22 protein-coding genes are annotated in these 20,204 nt (G+C 51.2%); 2 read left to right on the top strand and 20 right to left on the bottom strand.

The genetic code is table 11. The annotated features are described in order from the left end of the window. Positions 1–170: 170 nt before the first annotated feature. The 20 genes from pgmB to ACEYDX_RS11180 all read right to left on the bottom strand — a co-directional run bounded on the left by pgmB (position 171) and on the right by ACEYDX_RS11180 (position 17,619). A complete protein-coding gene (gene pgmB, locus ACEYDX_RS11275) occupies positions 171–836 on the bottom strand; it encodes a beta-phosphoglucomutase (RefSeq protein ID WP_373742114.1) in 666 nt (221 codons plus the stop codon). Positions 837–1,004: 168 nt separating this feature from the next. Continuing rightward, positions 1,005–3,260: a glycoside hydrolase family 65 protein gene (locus tag ACEYDX_RS11270; RefSeq protein WP_373742113.1), complete on the bottom strand. Its 2,256-nt coding sequence runs from the start codon at positions 3,258–3,260 to the stop codon at positions 1,005–1,007. A 12-nt stretch (positions 3,261–3,272) separates the two neighbouring features. Next, the gene (locus ACEYDX_RS11265; RefSeq protein WP_373742112.1) at positions 3,273–4,262 is read right to left on the bottom strand and encodes a galactose mutarotase; all 990 of its coding nucleotides are present in this window, start codon (positions 4,260–4,262) and stop codon (positions 3,273–3,275) included. A 212-nt stretch (positions 4,263–4,474) separates the two neighbouring features. Further along, positions 4,475–5,818 carry an SLC45 family MFS transporter gene (locus ACEYDX_RS11260; RefSeq protein WP_373742111.1) on the bottom strand — a complete coding sequence of 448 codons (1,344 nt, stop codon included), beginning with the start codon at positions 5,816–5,818 and terminating at the stop codon, positions 4,475–4,477. A 255-nt stretch (positions 5,819–6,073) separates the two neighbouring features. Further along, complete coding sequence (locus tag ACEYDX_RS11255) at positions 6,074–6,241, bottom strand: hypothetical protein (protein WP_373742110.1); 168 nt, start codon at positions 6,239–6,241, stop codon at positions 6,074–6,076. 14 nt (positions 6,242–6,255) lie between these two features. After that, a complete protein-coding gene (locus tag ACEYDX_RS11250; RefSeq protein WP_373742109.1) occupies positions 6,256–6,813 on the bottom strand; it encodes a YcbK family protein in 558 nt (185 codons plus the stop codon). A 21-nt stretch (positions 6,814–6,834) separates the two neighbouring features. Beyond that, positions 6,835–7,254 carry a hypothetical protein gene (locus tag ACEYDX_RS11245; protein WP_373742108.1) on the bottom strand — a complete coding sequence of 140 codons (420 nt, stop codon included), beginning with the start codon at positions 7,252–7,254 and terminating at the stop codon, positions 6,835–6,837. 71 nt (positions 7,255–7,325) lie between these two features. Continuing rightward, positions 7,326–7,823 (bottom strand): hypothetical protein, encoded by a 498-nt coding sequence (locus ACEYDX_RS11240; protein ID WP_373742107.1) that lies wholly within the window; start codon positions 7,821–7,823, stop codon positions 7,326–7,328. A 3-nt stretch (positions 7,824–7,826) separates the two neighbouring features. After that, on the bottom strand, positions 7,827–8,375 hold the full coding sequence (locus tag ACEYDX_RS11235) for a hypothetical protein (protein WP_373742106.1): 549 nt from the start codon (positions 8,373–8,375) through the stop codon (positions 7,827–7,829). Between the two features lie 10 nt (positions 8,376–8,385). Then, a complete protein-coding gene (locus tag ACEYDX_RS11230) occupies positions 8,386–10,413 on the bottom strand; it encodes a DNA topoisomerase 3 (RefSeq protein WP_373742105.1) in 2,028 nt (675 codons plus the stop codon). 15 nt (positions 10,414–10,428) lie between these two features. Then, positions 10,429–10,779, bottom strand: coding sequence for a hypothetical protein (locus tag ACEYDX_RS11225; protein ID WP_373742104.1), 351 nt, complete (start codon positions 10,777–10,779; stop codon positions 10,429–10,431). A 19-nt stretch (positions 10,780–10,798) separates the two neighbouring features. Beyond that, positions 10,799–11,401, bottom strand: coding sequence for a TraV family lipoprotein (locus tag ACEYDX_RS11220; RefSeq protein WP_373742103.1), 603 nt, complete (start codon positions 11,399–11,401; stop codon positions 10,799–10,801). Continuing rightward, positions 11,402–12,643 carry a TrbI/VirB10 family protein gene (locus tag ACEYDX_RS11215; RefSeq protein WP_373742102.1) on the bottom strand — a complete coding sequence of 414 codons (1,242 nt, stop codon included), beginning with the start codon at positions 12,641–12,643 and terminating at the stop codon, positions 11,402–11,404. Continuing rightward, the gene (locus ACEYDX_RS11210) at positions 12,636–13,592 is read right to left on the bottom strand and encodes a type-F conjugative transfer system secretin TraK (protein WP_373742101.1); all 957 of its coding nucleotides are present in this window, start codon (positions 13,590–13,592) and stop codon (positions 12,636–12,638) included. Before ACEYDX_RS11210 ends, ACEYDX_RS11215 begins: the two co-directional genes overlap by 8 nt. Before the next feature lie 11 nt (positions 13,593–13,603). Further along, on the bottom strand, positions 13,604–14,464 hold the full coding sequence (locus tag ACEYDX_RS11205; RefSeq protein WP_373742100.1) for a TraE/TraK family type IV conjugative transfer system protein: 861 nt from the start codon (positions 14,462–14,464) through the stop codon (positions 13,604–13,606). Then, a complete protein-coding gene (gene traL, locus ACEYDX_RS11200) occupies positions 14,465–14,770 on the bottom strand; it encodes a type IV conjugative transfer system protein TraL (protein ID WP_373742099.1) in 306 nt (101 codons plus the stop codon). After that, entirely contained in the window at positions 14,763–15,296 is a 534-nt protein-coding gene (locus ACEYDX_RS11195) for an OmpA family protein (RefSeq protein WP_373742098.1), read from the bottom strand. Before ACEYDX_RS11195 ends, traL begins: the two co-directional genes overlap by 8 nt. After that, positions 15,280–15,648: a hypothetical protein gene (locus ACEYDX_RS11190; RefSeq protein ID WP_373742097.1), complete on the bottom strand. Its 369-nt coding sequence runs from the start codon at positions 15,646–15,648 to the stop codon at positions 15,280–15,282. Before ACEYDX_RS11190 ends, ACEYDX_RS11195 begins: the two co-directional genes overlap by 17 nt. Before the next feature lie 4 nt (positions 15,649–15,652). Next, a complete protein-coding gene (locus ACEYDX_RS11185) occupies positions 15,653–16,333 on the bottom strand; it encodes a hypothetical protein (protein ID WP_373742096.1) in 681 nt (226 codons plus the stop codon). Between the two features lie 2 nt (positions 16,334–16,335). Further along, positions 16,336–17,619: a GspE/PulE family protein gene (locus ACEYDX_RS11180; RefSeq protein ID WP_373742095.1), complete on the bottom strand. Its 1,284-nt coding sequence runs from the start codon at positions 17,617–17,619 to the stop codon at positions 16,336–16,338. Positions 17,620–18,223: 604 nt separating this feature from the next. Here ACEYDX_RS11180 and ACEYDX_RS11175 point away from each other — a divergent pair. Next, positions 18,224–18,643 (top strand): hypothetical protein, encoded by a 420-nt coding sequence (locus tag ACEYDX_RS11175; protein WP_373742094.1) that lies wholly within the window; start codon positions 18,224–18,226, stop codon positions 18,641–18,643. Next, the coding region (gene mobH / locus ACEYDX_RS11170; protein WP_373742093.1) for a MobH family relaxase at positions 18,640–20,204 on the top strand (1,565 nt) is incomplete at its 3' end. The genes ACEYDX_RS11175 and mobH, both read left to right, overlap by 4 nt.

Raw genomic sequence — 20,204 nt, 5'->3', positions numbered from 1 at the left:
GAAAAGGGGGTAATATGCCTGAAAATAGGGAATTATAGGTAATGATGGGGTATTTGATGTTAAAAAAAGCTTACTTAGTAACCTAAGTAAGCTTTTTTGTGATGGGTAGGGTTTTGCAAAAGTCTCAGGCCGTCTGAAAAAATTCAGACGGCCTTTTATATGCAGACGCTTCAACCGCGGGCGTTTGCCCAAACTTTTTCCAGATAGGCCAAAGTGAGTTTAGCGGTATCGGGAACGAGGGCGATGTCGCTGCCCAGGTCTTCGGCTTTGCCGACGCCGACGGGCAGGGCGCCGGCGGATTTGATGGCTTGGATGCCGGCGGCGGCGTCTTCGATGCCGAGACATTGCCCGATCGGGGTGTGCACGCCTTCGGCGGCGGCGAGGAAGATGTCGGGTGCTGGTTTGGATTGGGCGACGGCGGCGGGGTCGGCGATGGCGCCGAAGTAGGCGGTCAGACCCATGCATTCGAGCAGGAAGGGGCCGTTTTTGCTGGCGGAGGCCAGGGCGATTTTTTTGCCGGCGGCTTTGAGTTCGTCGAGCAGCGGCAGGATGCCGGGATAGACGTCGGCGGGGGTGATGGCGGCGATCATTTCGACGTAGTTGTCGTTTTTGCGTTTGGTGAGTGCGGCGAATTCTTCGTTGCCGACGGTTTTGCCGCCGTGGGCGAGGATGCGTTTGAGCGAGTCTTCGCGGGAAACGCCTTTGAGGGTTTCGTTGAATTTGCGGTCGATGCTGATGCCGATTTCTTCGGCCAGCTTTTTCCATGCGCGGTAGTGGTATTCGGCGGTATCGGTGATGACGCCGTCGAGGTCGAATAATACGGCTTGGAAGGTCATGGGGAGCTCCTTGTGTTTTGTTCTGTCGGCGTTTCAGACGGCCCGGGCGTTTTGCCCTCTCCCCGGCCCTCCCCTGCGGGGGAGGGAGCGGGTTGCGGTTGTTCGGGCGCCTGTTTGGTTTTCAGACGGCCTTGTTTGAGCGTTCGGGTCGTCTGAAAACTGCCGGCCTTATTTCTTCAGCGCGGTGGCAAAGCTGTTTTCCAATTTGACGGGTTCGCCGTAAACGGACAGTTCGAGCGCTTCGCCTTTGAGCAGGGTGAGTTTGACTTCGGTGCCGACTTCGACTTTCAGCAGCCGGCCGCGGTAGTTGATGTGGAAGGCGTAGCCTTTCCATGCGGTGGGCAGAAAGGGGGCGAAACTGAGGCGGCCGCCCCAGGTTTTCATTTGGGCGAAGCCTTGTACGATGGCGAGCCACGAGCCGGTCATCGAGGTGATGTGCAGGCCGTCGTCGGTGTCGTTGTTGTAGTTGTCCAAATCGAGGCGGGCGGTGCGTTCGTACATTTCGACGGCTTTTTCGCCTTTGCCCAATTCGGCGGCCAAAATGGCGTGGATGGAGGGCGAGAGCGAGCTTTCGTGTACGGTCATCGGCTCGTAGAAGTCGTAGTTGCGGCGTTTTTCGTCGAGGCTGAATTTGTCGCCGAAGAAATAGATGCCCTGCAAAACGTCGGCCTGTTTGATAAACGGAGAACGCAGGATTTTGTCCCACGACCATTTTTGGTTGAGCGGCAGGTCGTCTTTTGAGAGCGCGGAAACTGGGCGCAGGTCTTTGTCGAGGAAGCCGTCGTGTTGGACGAATACGTTGAGCTCTTGGTCAAACGGCAGGTACATTTTTTCGATGATGTCGTTCCATTTGGCCAGCTCGTCGGCGGAGACGCACAAATCGGGACGCGGGTATTTGGCCAGCGCGTCGCGGGTGTAGGTTAAGACCCACACGGCCAGCGTGTTGGTGTACCAGTTGTTGTTGATGTTGTTTTCGTATTCGTTGGGGCCGGTTACGCCGTGGATCATGTATTGGCCGTTGCGTTTGGAGAAGTGGACGCGGTCGGCCCAGAAGCGGGCGATTTCGACCAGCACTTCCAAGCCTTCTTTGGCCAGATAGGTTTCGTCGCCGGTGTAGTTGGTGTAGTTGTAAATCGCGTAGGCAATGGCGCCGTTGCGGTGGATTTCTTCAAAGGTGATTTCCCATTCGTTGTGGCACTCGATGCCGGTAAACGTCACCATCGGGTATAACGCGCCCGCCAAGCCTTGTTCGCGCGCGTTGTGCTGCGCTTGGGGGAGCTGGTTGCGGCGGTATTGCAGCAGGTTGCGGGTTACTTGCGGCTCGGCCAATGAGAGGTAGAGCGGAACCGCGTAGGCTTCGGTGTCCCAATAGGTGGCGCCGCCGTATTTTTCGCCGGTGAAGCCTTTCGGGCCGATATTGAGACGGGCGTCTTCGCCGTAATAGGTGGAGAAGAGTTGGAACAGGTTGAAGCGGATGCCCTGCTGCGCTTCGTCGCTGCCTTCGATGACGACGTCGGCGATTTCCCAACGGCGTTTCCAGCCGTTTTCATGCGCGGAGAGCAGGTCTTCGAATGTTTCGTTTTTGATTTTCGCAACTAGGTCGCGGCCTGCGGCTTCGACGGCGGCCAAGCCTTGATAGTCGCGGCTGGTGGTGACGATAACGCGTTTTTCAAATGCTTTGGCTTCGCTGCCGACTTCGGCTTCGAATACGTTGCCGACCTGCCAGTCGGCAGCGGTTTGCGCGGTTTCGGCAAAGTCTCCGGCAAACACCTGATGCGCGTTGACGATGAATTGTTCTACGCCGAAAGGGTTTTCCACGGTTTGGCTGGCGATGTGCGATTCGCCCGCTTGGGCGGCTTTGTCCAACACTTGCCAGAATTTGCCCTCGTAGTTGGAATCTTCGTTTTTTACGTCGGCGTCAATCAGCGATTCGATGCGCACTTTGTGGGTTTTGCCGTCGGCGGAAACCACGTCCCAACGCAGTACGGCCAGCTCTTTTCGGGCGACGGAGAAGAATTTGGTCAGCTCAAATTTCACGCCGGATACGGTAAAGCTGCGGCGCAATACGCCTGTCTGCATATTCAGGGAGACGGAAAAGTCGGACACTTGGTTTTTTGCCAAATCCACTTCGCTGCCGTCCACAAAAATTTTCACTTTGGCGAAATTGACGGCGTTGATGGCTTTGCCGAAGTATTTCGGATAACCGTTTTTCCACCAGCCCACGCGGGTTTTGTCGGGGAACCACACGCCGGCGATGTAGGTGCCCAAATGGCTGTCGGCGGAATAGCTTTCCTCAAAGCTGCCGCGTGCGCCCATGTAGCCGTTGCCGATGCTGGTCAGGCTTTCCTGTAAGCGTTTGTGTTCGGTTTCCAGCTTTTGCGAACGGATAATCCAAGGATCGGTTTCCATAATTCGTGTGTACATTTTTCACTCCAATCAAAGGGTTTCAACTTGAAAAATCATTTCGGATTGATGGGTTTCGCCCGCATTCAGGCGGATGTTGCCGAATTCGGGGATGTTGAGGCTGTTGGGCAGGGTTTGCGGCTCGGTCGCCAGCGCGTTATACACGCCCGCGTCGTGTTGCGGAATGTCGGCGGGCGAAGCGGTGAACACGACCAAGCCGTTGCGGCTGCTGAAAATATTGATGCGGCAGTCCGAATGTTCCAATACGGCAACGGGCGCGGCCAGATCGGGGCGCACGCGGTAGGCTTCGTCGAAGCCTTGTTTCACGTTGTTTTTACGCAGGTTTTCCACCGCTTCGGCAAGATTGATGCCGTCTGAAAAATCAAACAGCGGATTGGCATCAAATTCGCCCGTCGGCACATTATCGTCTTTTAAAACCGCACGTTCGCCGTGCGGAATTCTGAACGATGCACCCGCCAAGTTCGGCGCAAGCTGCCAGTAAATATGCATGGTCGGGTCGAACACCGTATCGCCCAAGGCTTCGGCGTGATAGCGGATGCTCAGGCGGTTTTCGTCGTCAAGGCGGTAGAAGATGCGCAAATCCAAGTCGTTGGGGAAACCGTCTTCGACTTCGCGCACGACGCTGCGCAGCACCAATTCCGTATCATCGGCGGACTCGACCGCAAACAGGCGCGTTCCCAAGCCTTTGCTGCCGCCGTGCAAAGTATTGCCGCGCTCGTTGGCTTCAACGCGGCAGGTTCTGCCGTTCAATTCAAACGCCGCGCCGCCGATGCGCCCCGCGACACGGCCGATTTGTTTGTTGATTTGAAACGGGTTTTCCGCGTAGTCTTCGGCGCGGCCAAACGCGACCACCAGATTTTTGCGGGTATGGCCGTCTGAAACGGAAAACTCCTGCACGATGCCGCCGAGCGTCAGAATGCCGGCGCGCGTACCGTATTTGTTGGTTAAAGTGTATTTTTCGACGGTTTGCCCGCCGACGGTGCCGAAAGGTTGGGTTTGCATGAGGAACTTTCATTAGGAAACAGGTTTTGGATGCCGTCTGAAAATGTACGGTTAGCGCGGCTTTTTGCGCGTAACCGTACGCAAAGTTTGATACCGATGTGAAACAGGCTTCCGTACGGTTACGCCGCTTGGTGCGGCTAACCGTAACTACTGAAAATAAAGCCGTCCGAAAACCCGTTTACCGCGATCGGATTTTCAGACGGCCTGTCGGTTTACTGATGCGTTTCTTTAATTACAAACACCGAGAACGCGCCCAGCAGCAGGGCCACGGCAGCAACGAGGAACATACTGCCCTGATGGCTGCCCAACAGTGGGAACAGCGCGAAGCTCGCCAATGACGCGACAATCTGCGGCATACAGATGGAGCCGTTGAACAAGCCCAAGTAGGTGCCCATGTGTTTGCCGGAAAGCGCGTTGGTCACGATGGTCAGCGGATAGGTCAGAATGCCCGCCCATGCGATGCCGACCAAGATATAGGAAACCACCAGCGCGTATTGGTTGGTCACGAAAAATACCGAAGCGAAGCCGATTGCGCCCAGCAGCAGCGTGGCGAAATAGCCTTGTTTGTTGCGTTCGGCAGGGATTTTCGCCAGCACATACGAGCAGGCGACGGCAGCAACGGACTGTACGGCCGACAATACGCCGAACCAGTTGCCCGCGGCCTGATAGCCGGCGGAAGCCGCATCGGTTGTGCCCCACACGTTTTCCGCAATCGCGCCGGCGGAGTAAGTCCACAAATATTGGAACGCAAACCAGCAGAAAAACTGCACCAGCGAAACCGTCCAGAAGGCTTTCGGCGCTTCTTTCAGGAGGGTGAACCAGTTGGCTTTCCCTTTATTGGCGTCAGTTGAAATACCGTGGTAGCGCGCGTAGGTTTCGGGGTCGTATTCCTTCACTTTCATGATGGTCAGCGTGCTGGTAAACACCAACAGCGCCGCGCCCAGATAGAAAGCGACGACCACGGTTTGCGGCACTTCGCCTTTGGCCGCCACGTTGCTCAAACCGACGGCGGCAAACACAAACGGCAGAATGGTAGCAATCACCGCGCCCGTGTTCGACAGAAAACTCTGGATGCCGTAGGCGTAGCTTTTCTGCTTGTCGTTGACCATGTCGCCGACCATCATTTTAAACGGCTGCATCGCCATATTCGACGAAACGTCCAAGAGCGCAATCATCAGCGCGCCGAACAGCAGCGCGGAAGTTACGCTCAAGCCCAAGCTGCCCGAATTGGGCAGGAAAATCATCACCAAAACCGCGATAACTGTGCCGTAGATCAGATAGGGCAGACGGCGTCCGCCCAGCTTCGGTATCCAAGTGCGGTCGGAGAAATGGCCGACAATCGGCTGCACAATCATGCCGAACAAGGGCGGCAGAATGAAAAACCAGCCCAGCGAATGCGGGTCGGCACCCAGCGTTTGGAAAATACGGCTCATCTGCGAGCTTTGCAGCGCAAAGGCCGTCTGAACGCCCAAAAAGCCGAAACTGAGCATCCAAATCATGCTCTTGGACAAATCAGGCAGGCCGTGTTTCACGGGCGTCTGTTTGAAATCGGACATGATGTTCTCCTGCGGTTTTGAAAAGTTGCCGTGATTCTAAAATGCGGCAAAACGGACGACAAGAAATTTGTCGGAAGCGCTTGCGGCAAGTCAAAGGAAATGTGAAATTTTGTTTCGTGTAGAATCAAAAAATGGGAAACAAGTGCGGGAATTTAGGTGTTTGGCTGTAATTTAATGAAAATAAAGCAGGCTGTCTGAATACTTCGATTACGCTCAGTAACCGAATTTCAGACGGCCTGTTTATTTGCGCGATGCTTACCGCCCCCTTTCCAACAGCGCGAATCCCTCAACCTTGTTGCGCGGGCGTGCGCCCTGCCAGAGTTTTGTCCAGCCTGCGGGCGCGGCGGTGTCTTTGGGTTGCCGCACCAAGCGGTAGCGGCAGCCGTCGTTGCCTGCGCTCAAGGGCAGTTTGCTGTATTGCATCCATTTATTACAACCTACCCCATCCATTCACGCATTCGGCCAGTGTCGACATGTGTAAAACCACGATACGTCCCTACTCCGCCACCACGGAAATGCTTAGCCATTTCGGCTAACCGCCACGGTTCAATACCGCGCATTACTACGTCACCGGCCTTGCCATGGATATGCATGGAGTTCAGAGCTGAACCCTCAATACGGGCATTCCGGCGTGGTGTACGATAGCCGCTGTTAAGGGTAATAACCGGATTCGGCTTGCCGGCCATCCTGGCCCATTCCTGCATACCGAAGAGCAAATTGAACAGTTGTATGTCCATTTTCGCCACGGCATTGTTGTCTTTGACGTCGCGAAAAAAATAACAGGCGTGTCTGTAACCGTCACGCAGATACCTGCCTTGGCTGTAAAACTTGATCCGGGCACGTTCCTTGGTGTCTGCCCGGATACAGTCTATATATCGGTCTTTCAGCCAAAAGGGATGGTCAGCAACGGTTCCGACGGCCTCGGCTTCATCCGAAAACAAAATTCCAACCGGGCCGGCGGCCATAACAGCAAGACCGGCCGCCGGGATTTTCAAAAACGAACGTCTATCCATTTTTTAAGGACGCGGAGCAATATGATTGTTTGGTGTCAGGCACCGATACTGCCCGGTACAATTTAAAGATGTAAAGACATACCGTTGCTTAGATGTTTTAGGATAATCAGGATTTTTGCGGATCACACCCATTTCCAACAAGTCTTTATAGGACATTCCGCTTTCATGCACACCGGGAGCCAGCCCATTCCGGCCGAAACCGCCGCCGGACGAACGTTCATCCTCTGCCGACGGCATGGCCGCACCGCGCCGTTTTCCGCCTGCCAACGGCTCCATCGCCCGGTTGGCCCGTTGCAGACCGTCATCGATTTTGCCTGCCGCGTTATTAAGGGGGTTGTCGGCCCAGTTGATCCGGCCATCCGGGTGGGTAGAGCAGGCACCAAGTGCCAAAACAGCCAATGCACACATTACTGTATATTTCATATCAAGCTCCTTAAAAAGTTATATCCGCAAGATACGGATGTTCGGTAAGACCGGGTTTTCCGAACGGGAGTTCATACTTTCCCGCTTAAATTGAGCAATAACTTCATTTTTCGGTTGAAGCGGTAACCGGGACTACGTTTAGTCAAACGGAAAAACATGAAAAAACCGCCGCAAACACCCGAAAACGATAGAAACATGTCGAAGAGCCTATCCAATGCCTCAATGTCGGCAAAACGTGCCAACTCCGACGCAACACCTGCGGGGTCGGTAAAATACGAAACCGATAAATAAAGCAGCAGCAACGATGATGCAGCAGAAAAACCGGCAAGAAAAATCCCCAGCACTTCTACGATCAGCCGTTTGCAAAGATAGACGGCCGATTCGGTACAAAACAGATTCTGCTCGGCCAGCCTGAAAAAAGTGGCGGAGTCGGTTTGATACCGATAGGCATCCTCGTAAGGATTCGGATTGACAATAATTCCCGCCACCCTGGCCTGTTTTTCACCGGTCTCAAACAATACGGCATCGTAAAACTTCAGCAATAGCTGTTTTTTAATACTTTCCCACATACATCATCCTTCTGTCACGCCTTCCACTATTTGTCCGCTTTCATTTGAGAGACCGGTGGGGCTGTTTAGGAGGTTCCGCCAATTGCAGCGAAGGAAATAAATAAAGGTAAATCTGTTTGATGAGTATGTTATTACCCAATGAGCCAAATGGACTGCATATGAGATAAAGAACGAAACTTTATACAAATGTTGGAAGTTTTGTTGCACCATCATTGCATCAATAAATGCTTTATATTCCGATTGGGAAGCCAAAAACGCATTTATAACCCCTAGAGCCAAAATAAAAATTATTGCTCCGTACAAACTTTTGCACAACAAATTCAAATGCAGATGAAATGTGAAACGAATAAATTCCCCAATTACCCAATAGCGAAAACAAAACAACGAAGCACTTTTATAAAAACGCTGCGGCGGCAACCGGTAATGTTCCTCCGGTGAAAAAGGATGCGGTGCCAAGATGTAGCCGACAACAAATCGGCCGTCATTTACTTCCTTACCATTAAACAACCAAAGCAGCAGTTTCTTTTGCCATTGTGAAAGTGTTATTTCCATAAGGTTTCCTTTATTTTGACCATTCGAAGTGCCTACATTCGGGGTATCTGCTGCATCCGAGATATTGTTTGTCGGGCTTGTCTTTAATGTGTTTTTGAACCAGTGTTCCGGCTTCGCAAGTGGGACATGTTTCGCCGGGGTGGTGTTTTGAACTCCGTGGCTTGGGCTTTGAAGCACTCCGCCGGGGTGTTCGATCGGCTGCAACTTGTTTGGCCTGCTCCACCAATTTAGTAATGGTTTTTGCTTGGAATGCCAAAAAATCTTCCATTTTCAGACGGCCTTCCTCAATAGCTGCCAAAGCCAATTCCCATTTGGCCGTTGTCACCGGATCCGCAATTTCGTGCGGAATTTTAGAAATCAGGTTGCGACCTTTTTCGGTAGAGAAAATTTTACCTTTCTGTTTTTCCATATAGCCCATCTCGAAGAGTCGGTCTATGATGGCGGCACGGGTAGCCTCCGTACCCAGTCCCTGTGTGCTGCGTAGGACTTTTTTGATTTGTTCGTCATCGACCTCTTTCAAATAGTCGCTGAGTTTCTCCATTTCATCCAACAGGGTAGCTTCGGTAAAGCGTGGCGGCGGTGCGGTCTTTTTGTTTTCGGTTTTGCATCCGGAAACAGCCAATACATTGCCCACAGATATTGTCGGCAGTAAAACGGTATCTTCTTCTGCGCTTTCGTCATCGGTTTTGCCCAATAATGTACGCCAACCCTGTACCCTCGGCCGCTGGCCGGTTGCTTTGAAGATTTGGCTGCAACTTTCTACCATGATGACCGTCGCATCGTATTCATAGTCCGGATAGAACTGGGCGATGTAGCGGCTGCGGATCATCAGATAGATTTCGCGCTCGTTTTTATCCAATACCGACATGTCGAACGTAGCTGTCAGGGTCGGAATAATGGCATGGTGGGAGTGTTTGTTGACCTGAGCGTCATTCCAAACCCGTGACGGGCGGTTGGGATCGGCTTTGGCCAACACCGGCGCAAGGCTGCCGTCGATAGCGGCCATGGCTGCAAACACACCGGACACTTCCTGCTGTTGCGATTTGGGAAGATACCGGCATGGTGTACGCGGATACGATGTGATTTTGTATTCTTCGTATAGCTTTTGAGCGATTTGAAGCACCTTGGAAGACGATAAGCCAAAGCGTTTACTGGCCTCTTTCTGTAATGCCGACAAACTGTATGGCAGTGGTGCAGGGGTGTTTTTACGCTCGGTTTTGGCTACGGAAACGATACCTGTCGCAGTTTCCAACTGTTTGGCCAACGCTACAACAAAAGCCTTGTCAACACAGAGGCCGTCTTTGTTTTGTAGGGACTCCGGTATCTGCCAGTACGCGGTAAAGACTTCCTGTGAGGCCGTCTGAAAATCGACACTCAAACCGTAATACGGATAAGGCTGGAATGTATCGATGATACTGTCACGACGGACGACCAGATTCAGCGTTGGTGTTTGAATGCGGCCGATGGAGAGAGTATGCTCTTTGCCGAAACCGGAAGCATAAGCAACGGTATAGGCGCGGCTTAGATTCATACCGACCAACCAGTCGGCCCGGTTGCGTGCCAAGCCTGCCTGATACAGCGTCTCAGTCTGTTTGCCCGGTCTGATGGCCGCCAAGGCTTTTTTGACCGAAGCTGTATCCAAACTGCTGGTCCAGAAACGGGAGACTTTTTTGCGGTAACCGCAGTATTCCAAAATCTCCCGTGCAATCACTTCTCCTTCGCGGTCGGCATCCGTAGCGATGACTACCTCGTCGGTTTTGGCCAACAGCCCTTTAATAGCCTTGAACTGCTTGGCCGTCTTAGACGACACTTCCATTTTCCATTGCTGAGGCAGTATAGGCAGAGATTCGATATTGCCGAAATCCGCATAAGCCTCGCCGTAGGCATCGGGCATGGCCTGAGTCAGAATATGCCCGAATGCCCATGTGACAGCAGTATCGCCTTTTTGGTAATAGCCGTCGTAACGGCCATCCAAAACGCCGACTACCTTGCCAATTGCTTTGGCTTGCAAAGGCTTCTCGCAAAGGAAAAGTTTCATTTCCTGTTTCCCGGCTTATAGTGCCATGGTCGCATTTACCGAGCCGATAATGGCCGGCAAAAAGAAAACGCCGAAAACATAAATAGCAACAACAATAAATATTGCAACATATCTTTGCCCGATCAGACTGACAATGACGACACTACCGCCAACTGCCAAGGCCAATTTAGTACCTGTACCCGTAGTGACCCGTTCCCAGAAATCTGTCGGTTCCGTAAAGAATTCGTCTGTGGCCGCATCAGCCGGTGATGCCAGAAAATAGGCAATCAACAGCATAAGGATCAAAATTTCAAACGCATACAGGTGTTTGCCGGTCAGTTTCAGCCGGGAAAATGTATTTAACGTATTCAATGTAGTATTATTCATGATGCTTCCTTTGGATGGATTACTGTAAAGGTGGAACCAGGCCTTGCGGCAAAGTATCGGGAATCGGATTCGCTGAATTGTTTTGTGGTGCGGCATGATTGCCGGTTTTGTTTTCCGGCATTTCATTGGCCGTCTTTTCCGCAACCGGGTTTTCAGCAGGTTTCGCAACCAAAGGGGTCACTCTGCGGATTTTTGTTTCCGAACGTTTTAACGAATATCCGACATCCCATTTTTTCTGCCCTACTTCCGTGTAAACCCTGGTCGGATAGACCAAATTGCCGTCGGCATCTTCATAAGAGTTAATCCAAACACGCATGACTTTGGCCGGATTCATCATTGGCCTCGGGTAACCGGCACCATCTGCATGTAACGGTTCATTGTGGAAAGGCGATACGGTATTCCGGCCTCTGCGGTGTTTCTTGCCCCGGCCTGTATCGGCAGATACCAGCTCTGCCTCAGGATCATAATCTTGGGAAGCATAATAAGCCGCACGCGCACTGACACATGGTCTGCCTTTCCCGGTAATACTGCATTTGCTTATATCTTTATCAATATCGAACATGGACGAGCAGCCGCTCATGAGCAACACCACGGATAAAGCGGCGGTTGTGGTTTTAAACATTTACTTTACCTCCTTGGAAAAATCCAAAGTCAAACCTTCCTCTAAAATGATTTCGCCCGTTCGTCCCGGCTCAATCTCAATAACGGGGATGGCCTCGTTGCCGAACTTCTCGTAAAGATTGGCCATTTTGTCAAAAGCCGTTTCGGCATTACGTGCGACTGATTGACCGGCCATGCCGCCTAAATTGATTTGGGTTCTGGCGGTGCCGTTTGATGATGAGCCGCCAACATTGAAGTTAAGACCATTGGCCACCCCGCCTCCGATATTGCCCAATGTCTGGTAAAAGCCTGTTCTTGCCAAACCGGCAAGTGCTTTACCTGTGCGGGATGCCGTACGGCCATACCAGCCCGGTTTGCCGTCTTCGCCGTTAATTTGTCCGACAATATTTGCTTCAACCGCTTTACCGTCATCTCTGATACAGCTGATTTTCTTGGTTCTTGCTACCGCCCGTGAATCCATGTATTGACCATAGACCGGGCCTAAAACAAAACAGTCACCGATGTCTGCTCTGTATCCGTTCGGCAGGAGTGCAAGCCCTTTAATCGTCAGCAGAATTACCGGCGGATTTTTACTGTCACTGGCAATATTCGTCGGTGCATTCACACCGGTCAGCAATTTGTAGGAAAGGATGGATCCCGGCGGCAGGTAACTTTGGTTGTCCGTGGCTTGGGTTGCAGACTGCTCCCTGGTTTTCCCTCCCCTTTTACGGAGACCCGAATTGCCGTTATCAGCCGTATTGCCGTCGGCATGGGTTTCTGTACCCGAATTAAATCCGGGTGTCGTTGAGGAAGCTGCTTGATTTTCAGGCGCGATTCCCTCTGCAAGCGGCGGAGCAGCCATCCCGCCACCCTGTCCTTCTCCGAAGGAAGGAGCTGAATTGAGATTGGTTTGGTTTTTGGCCATTGCTTCGGCCACAGCCCTGTCAATAGCAGACTGGTCAATCTCTGATGCCGGTTTACCCTGTTGCTCCAACAACTGTTTGACTTGTTGTTGCATTTGTCTGTTGTCTTCGCGGATCAGTTTTAAATCTGCGACAAGATTTTGATTATCTGCTTCTTCAGATGTTTTACCGTTTAAAAGTTGTTCCGCTCCTTCCTTCGGAGTCGACTTGGCATTTTGTGCGTCGTACCATAAACCGGCACCGATGGCTGCAACGGTAATTCCGACACCGATAGCCGTTCGCCGGTTGGTTTGGGCTGCGGCGTTTTGCGAGCCAAAATATTTTTCAAACAGGTTATTCATTTTTTCCTCCCCGTTTGGAAATCAAGATCAGAACATCCGTTGTTTCTCCCGGGTAAACCGTCGTCAACGGATACGGAGCGACCGCTCTGACATATCTGCTGAGCTTGCGGTAAGCCTCTTCGGTTCGTTGATCAAATTCAAATACCTGTTGGCCGACATTGGTTACCCGATAACGGTAAACATCGAATTCCGTGCTGTGATAACGCTCAACTGGCATGGTTTTCATCCCGTTGCCAAGCGCAAAATTTTCCCGCAGCGGTCTGACCGTGAATCCGGCAGGGAGCTTTTGTTCAACAATGGTTTTCAGTATTTTTGTCAGTTGCTGCTGGAAACCGCCCTCCGAGGGATGCAGGCCGTTTGCCTCCTCGCTCGGTGATTTGTCGGCCGCAGCATTGATGGTTTGCGCCATCATTCCCGCTTTGGGAATCAGGGTCATGGTAATGGGCAGGCCGCGTGGATTTGCCTTGTCGTAAATGGTCAGCCAAATCCTTTTGTTGGAACGGGGGTTGACAACGATATTCGAGCCGAAAAACTCGAATCCGTATTCTTTTTCGGTTCTGTTGTCATAAGTGTCCGGGTCGGCAAACGGCGTGAGAATAAGGGTCGGATAATGTCTGGCAATATAAACAATATGGTTCTCACCATATCGTGACGTAACTCTCTGCACCCCGTTCGCCCTGCCTTCCTGAATATCGACCAAAATTCCGGCCCGTTTTCGGGGTGCGGCAATCTGCACGACGCGTCTTTGGTGGTTGGGAATATTTTTGAGAGACCGGCGGGTCTGTTTAACAAAATCCCGTTGGGGGTTTCTGACTTGGCTGTTCGGCTTTGACGGATGAACCATATGCGGCATCGGTTCTGTTACGGTATGCTTGGGGGCTTTGCCTGAAGAACAGGCTGCCAAGAGAATCGCTGTAGCCAATACGGTCATTTTGGCGGTTGTTTTCATGGGTCAAAATCCTAAAGTAAATCGTTTTGGGAAGCCGCTTTCTGCTCCGGCAGGGGCGGTTTGATGCCTTCCAATACCTGTGATGCCGCCGTTGCAGGAGCCGTAGCCGCTGAAGCAGATTTTGTCGTAGTCGCCGCAGGTTTTTCCGGCATGCTTTGAACCGGAGTAGCGCCGTTTTCCTCGAAAATTTTCTGTTCTTCGGCATGAGGATAGATCTGACGGCTTTCAACGTTTTTTTGCAGTGCCGCTTCACGCTTCGCAGCTTGATCCGGGTGTTTCTGTTTCCACTTCTCGGTCATCGGTACGCCCTCATAAGGCCGCCAATGCACGACTTGCGGATACAGACCGTCTTTTTTCATGCGGATTTCGTAAGTGGCATAGATCGATCGGAACGTTTTGATTTGTCCCTGCCTGTATTGGGAAGAAGTCAGTTTGCCGTACACATAAAAAGTTTTCGTATTCGGTTCGTATTCCATACTCTCCGGTGCGAAAGCACTGTAAATATTGGCACCGGTGAAATTCGGATTTTTCTCTATTTCTAAAATTTGCGGGCCGAGATTTTTCCAGATTTCCTTTGAAAAATAAGGCTCTATCATTTTATAAATTTCCCTTGCATTGGAAGGGGTAATCTGCGAAATGTTTGTGACCAACATCCAAACGAAACCCTGAAAATAGGATTTTGTAGCCCATTTGGTTGATACTTTGGCCTCCTCGGTCAATTCAGGCGGTATCAGAATGGTTTCTTTACCATGAAAAAAAGCATGCCCTGCCAAGAAGAAAATGATTGTCAAATACACACCGTCTCGGGTGGTTTTCGAAATCATGCTCAAGAACTTTTCTTTCAGGTGCGTTCTGGCTTTGTTGTATTCCATTTAATGTACCCATCTCTTCATCAAGCCGTATTTGTGAAATTTGTTTAAAAACACGATCCCCCATCGGTACAGCTTGTGGTAAAGCATGCCCGAAAGATTGTTTTGCTTGGATTTGATATATTGCTTCGCCAAATAACAGCCGAAAGCGATACCGAAAAGCTGTACCATCGAATGGTTGATGAACATGTCTGCGAATACTCCGATTTCAAACCCTGCAACAACCGGTATAAAATCATCGACTTCCCAAAACATTACCGGAGCATAATTATCAATATACTGAGGAAAAACAATCTTCTGCTCATTCATAATGTCCGTCTCCACAATTTTTTTCAGACGGCAAACGGTTTTCGCCGAATGCACATCCGCGCTCGGTTTGTACGTTCATTTTTTTCAGTTGGTGCCGTACCGCTTCCATTCGTTTTTCGGAAAGTGTTTGGTTGTATCGCGTACCTCCCCGGGGATCGGCATAGCCAATTACCTTTACGGGTGTCGTCCGCCCGGCCATTCGGGCTTCAAGTGCATTTTTTTCCCGTTTGGAAATTTTTGCCGATCCGGTTTTGAAATGCACCGTATGCAGGATTTTTTGAGTATCCGGATACTCATCAAACGACACCCCTATATCCCGCGTTTCGATGTCGTGCGTTTCCGCCCAGTAAGGCAGAATACCGATGCCCGGGGTAACGGAATCGGAATAGGTCGCGGGTGCCGGCATCATCATTTGCTTCGGGACGGTTTCATCCGTATTGATTTTTACAGCCGGTTTTGCCGAACAGGCGGAAACGGCCGATACGGCAATGACGGTCATCATTGGGTATTTAGCTTTTAAGTGCATTACGCTTTTCCTTACGGTTTCGGGCATGGATGCTCAAAATGTACGAGATGAAAAAACCCGTTCCGAATAATGAGATAAAAAAATTCCAATGCCGGTATGTGTCATATGCCCGAGCCTTTAAAGCGCCGGCAATCCGATATACCCAGCCCTTGCCGCTCACCTCCTGCAAAGGCGCAAAACAGGCCGGATACTGTTGCAGGCTGATGACGGATAACACTGCATTTTTTGCCGGTTCTTCGATGTGCGGGGAGTGAAACAACCCTCCATGGATACTGTTGGTATCGGGACAGGGCTTGGGGTGGAATGCCTGTGGCAGCATCAGGAAAACAATCATCGTGCCGGCCGCAAACATTCGTTTATGATGCTTTCTCGATTTCATCTGTAATCAACCAACTGAGATTTTCGGCCACTTCCTTGTAGTATCCGTTTTTGGTAAATCCGGTATGGGTCAGATATTTTCCGGCCACTCCGAAGACGGGGGTTTGATTCACAATTCCGACGCGGTATCGCTGGTAAAGCATCATGGCCCGCGCAATCCGTTTCTGTGTTACGGCACTTTGGGATGCGGAAGCGATCTGTTGGCGGGTAAAACCCATTTGATAAAGAATGGCAATATAATCTTTTGTGCCGGTGTTCCGTTTTTGTTGCAAAGAGAATGCCAGGCGTAAATACTCAGGTGTTCTGGTCGGTGCCAGCTCCCGGATAATGTAAAACCCTGTCCCTGCCGTGTTTTGAACCTTCCCGTTAAAAATAGGCACATAGACAAATTTATAGGGATTGGGCAAAGCCAATGCCCATTTGGCGAAAGCCTCCCAAGTTTGAGCGCAGAAGGGGCAGGAAAAAGAAATGAACATATAGATACGGTGTGCATCTTCTTTGTAATTACCGATCGGTATTGCCGGCTTGAATTTGCGCACCGCATCATCATCAAATTCCAAGTGCGTCTTACCGGAAAATGTTCCGATGTCCGGAGCAGCGCCGGTCACGGCACTGACCGACAGAGCCGTTATTCCGAGTAAAAACTTTCTTCTGTCCATTTTTAGCCTTCTGATAGCAAATCAGTTGATGATTCCACGTTAACCGCATCATCAAAATCAACAAGCCTGTTTCTCGATAGCTCCAAAGCTGCTTCCGTCAGCGTGCGGTAAGTCGGCTGTTCAAATAATGCCTGCTGCAAAGCAGCCATACTTTTATCTAAAATTGCCTGCCTGACTTTTTCGCTGCTAAAGCCCATTTCAAAAACAGGGATGCGCCCGATAAAGCCTTGTCCGTTGCAATTCATACAGCCCTTCGGATTGAGCTTGGCGTAAGAATCCGCCGGAAATCGGGTTGGCAGCCTGCTCTTCGGGGCAGGTATGGTGTGGTGGCAGTTGGGACACAATTTCTTCATCAGTCGCTGTGCAAAAAAACAGCGGATTGCATCGGCCAATTCAAAGTGTTTTGCTCCAAGTTGCATCAGACGCAGCAGCGATCCGGCGGCCGTATTGGCATGGGTTGTCGTTAACGTCATGTGTCCGGTATGAGCTGCATTAACGGCAATAACGGCGGTCTCTTCGTCGTTGGTCTCCCCTACCAATATTACGTCCGGGTCTTGGCGCAATATGTTCTTGAGGGCGGCTGCAAAAGAAATTTGCGGGGTAACATTTGTCTGGTTCAGACCGCTTTTGACGATCTCGACCGGATTTTCAACCGTACAGATGTTTTTGCTGCTGTCGTCCAGTTCATTGAGGCTGGCCATCAGCGTTTGGGTTTTGCCGGATCCTGTAGGGCCGCTGACGACAATCAAACCGTTTTCAAGGGAAAGAACCTTAAGGTAGAGCGCCTTCAGCTCAGGATCCATTTCTATCTTGCTCAGGCTGATTTCATCAGCCTCCCTTAAAATCCTGCATACGATATTCTGTCCGAATACTGTAGGTTTGAAGCTGATGCGGATATTCAGCATCTTGGTTTTGGCCGAGTTGACCAAAAGTATTTGTGATTCGTTTGTATAGCGAAAATCATCATCGCTGCCGTCACTTTGCGCACGCAACCTTCTTTCTACGGCTTGGGCATCCTTTTTATTCAGATACATGTAATCTTGCAGCTTCATATCCGAATGACGCATCCTGATCAGGCAGCCGTGGGCCGTTGACTGGAAGTGGACATCTGAAACCCCTATGGATTTTGCGTACCAAAAAATATCGTTCAGGAAATCGGCAATATCCCTTCTCCCGTCGGTATATTCAAATTTTCCGCTCCCCTGTATGTCGATGACTTCCTTGTTCGGCCGATGAAGGGCTTGTAAATGTCGGGACATAGCTCCCTGTAGATCGTTTTCAGCCATGAGCTTTCTGTATCCGTATTTTTAAGGCAGGGTACTTTGACGTTTGGACGGCAATATGGGAAACCGTCTCGGCAGGCTTTTCTGCAAGCACCCTGCCCTAAAAATACAGCCGGCCTGAAAATCCTGATGCCCCCATCTTTATTTCCAAACATCCGCAGAATCCCGGGTGGGTGTTGTGTCGGTTGACGGACACATTTTTGGTTTTTTGCAAATAAACCTCAACAAACAATATATTTTTGCCTTTTTTGTATTGTTTCTTGACTTTTCAGTTATTTTAGGGTAACGGACTTATCCAAAAGGCAAAAAGGCAATACGCTAAAAAACCGCGTATTGCCTTTTTAAAAGGTTTAAAGGTCAAAGGGTAAGGCTTAAGGAAAAGGGAAAAAAATCAAAGGGTAATGAAAAGGATTAAGGGACGGTTTTGGGATTGATAACGTACCGTTATCAATCCCAAAATCAAAAGGCAGAAAAGGCTTGCAACCACAAAAGCCTCCTGCATGTCAAGAAACAATCCGAAAACCCGGACTTCGGATTTATCTTTGCCAGTAAAGCCGATCCGGTTTCATACTCGCCATCATGTAAATAACAAACACCGGTGGGAGCTATGAACGAAATCGAATTCGAACGGCTTTTTGATTTTTTGAAGCGCTTTCCGAACATCAGCCCCCGATGGGGTGCAATCCTGATCTTTTTAATCGGCCGCTGCGAAGGGTTCGTGGAGTCCGCAACATTTAACACCGAACAGACCCATGATTACCTTGTCGATCAAACCATCGAACTGCTCTCGTCATTACCCGAAACTGCAACAGATACCGATTTTGCGGATTTGATCGCCCGGGAATTCGAGGGATGGTACATGACTGCCTTTGGCGAGTCGGCGAACTGGGACATCACCAAACAACCCTACCACCTGTGGGCATGTGAAAACAAACTGTCCGAAGCGGTCATCCAGTCACTGCCCCGGACACCGCCGCACACGGCACGGTGCTTTTTAAACCGTCTGCTCGGGGGTGTTGCAGTATGAATACGCCAGACTGGCTGCTGTACGGCGGCATCGGTGCGGCGGCCCTTTGGCTGCTGCCGCGTTTGATGCCGCGCAAACACGGTGAAAACCACCCTCCGGCCATAACGGATACCTCCGCTCCCCAATTGCGGCCGCCGGCAATTGCCAACGGCCGCTTCCGCATTTTGGATGCCGAATCCCTGATTTACGAACTCGGCCTTGCACCTTCCGTCGCCAACATCAAGTCCCAATTGGGCCTTACCAATGAAAATTGGGACAGGGACGGCCTGCCCCTGCTCCATAACTTCATCACACTGGTGCAGCGCCTGCCCGCCTCGGAATCGCACCACCACGCCGGTGACGGCGGCTTGGCCAAACATACGCTCGATGTCGCGGCCATGGCACTGCTGGCTTCCAATGCCAAGAGCTGGCCGCCCGATGCCAAAACCGAGGACATCGCCCGCCTGAGTACGGTTTGGCGTTACGGCATTTTAGCGGCCGCCCTACTCCACGACATCGGCAAAGTGATCACGTCCTTTGAGATTCCGCTTTATAAGACATCTGATGACGATAACTTTATTTTGTGGCAGCCCGATACCGGCCGTATGTCGGATAGCGGACGGACGTTCTACCGCGTTGTCTTCCCGGATCACAAAACACCGTACAGCGTGCACAAAACATTGGGTTGGACGTTTTTTCAGAATATCGTGCCGCAGCATGCACGAGGTTGGATGGCCGCCAGCGATCCCAACCTGGTTAACGCCTTACGCAACTACCTGGGCGGCAGCGACGAAAAATCGGCATTGGCCGAAATCATCCGGACCGCCGACATGCAGTCGGTGGCCAGAGACCTGAAATTCGGTTCGCGCCAGCGTTTGGCAACGGCCAAGCGGCGGCCGTTGAACGAAATCGTCATGGATACGCTGATCGAAATGCTGGCAGAGCGCGGTGCCTACTTCAGTATCGCCACCACCGCCGGCGGCGATCTTTTCTATCATGGCGGCATGGTTTACATGATGGCCAAAAACGTTCCCGACCGTGTGCGCGATTTTTTGGCCGCCAACGAGCCGCAACTGGCCAAATCGATACCGTCCGACAACCAACGCATCTTTGACACCCTGCTGGAGTACGGCTTGGTCGAAGCCAATACCTTTGATCCGGGCAAAGCGGTCAGCAATATCGCCGTCACCTTTGCAAAAAGTGACGGCGAACTGAAAACATACCCGTTTACCGTACTCAAATTTCGTCCCGAAACCCTGTTTCCCAATGGGCCGTTACCGGCGGAATTTGCCGGGGTACTCAAAGAACTGGATGCACCGATTAAGCGCCAAGCGGTTTCAGACGGCCATACCGACCGGAAGGATGATGCAGTCTCTGCGGATGACGTGCCGTCTGAAACCCGGAATACGGTTCATGAAGCACAAACGGCGGGACACATTCCCGAAGACTGCGTCATTCCGCCGCCGCCAAAAGCACGCCGCCTTCCCGATACTGAGCCAAAATCCATTGAGCCAAAATCCATTGAGCCAAAATCCATTGAGCCAAAATCCATTGAGCCAAAATCCATTGAGCCAAAATCCAT

It is taken from the genome of Neisseria sp., assembly GCF_041804105.1.
Classification (GTDB): Bacteria; Pseudomonadota; Gammaproteobacteria; order Burkholderiales; family Neisseriaceae; genus Neisseria.
Note: the sequence above shows the minus strand (reverse complement) of the source record. Positions and strands in the feature narration are given on the sequence as shown.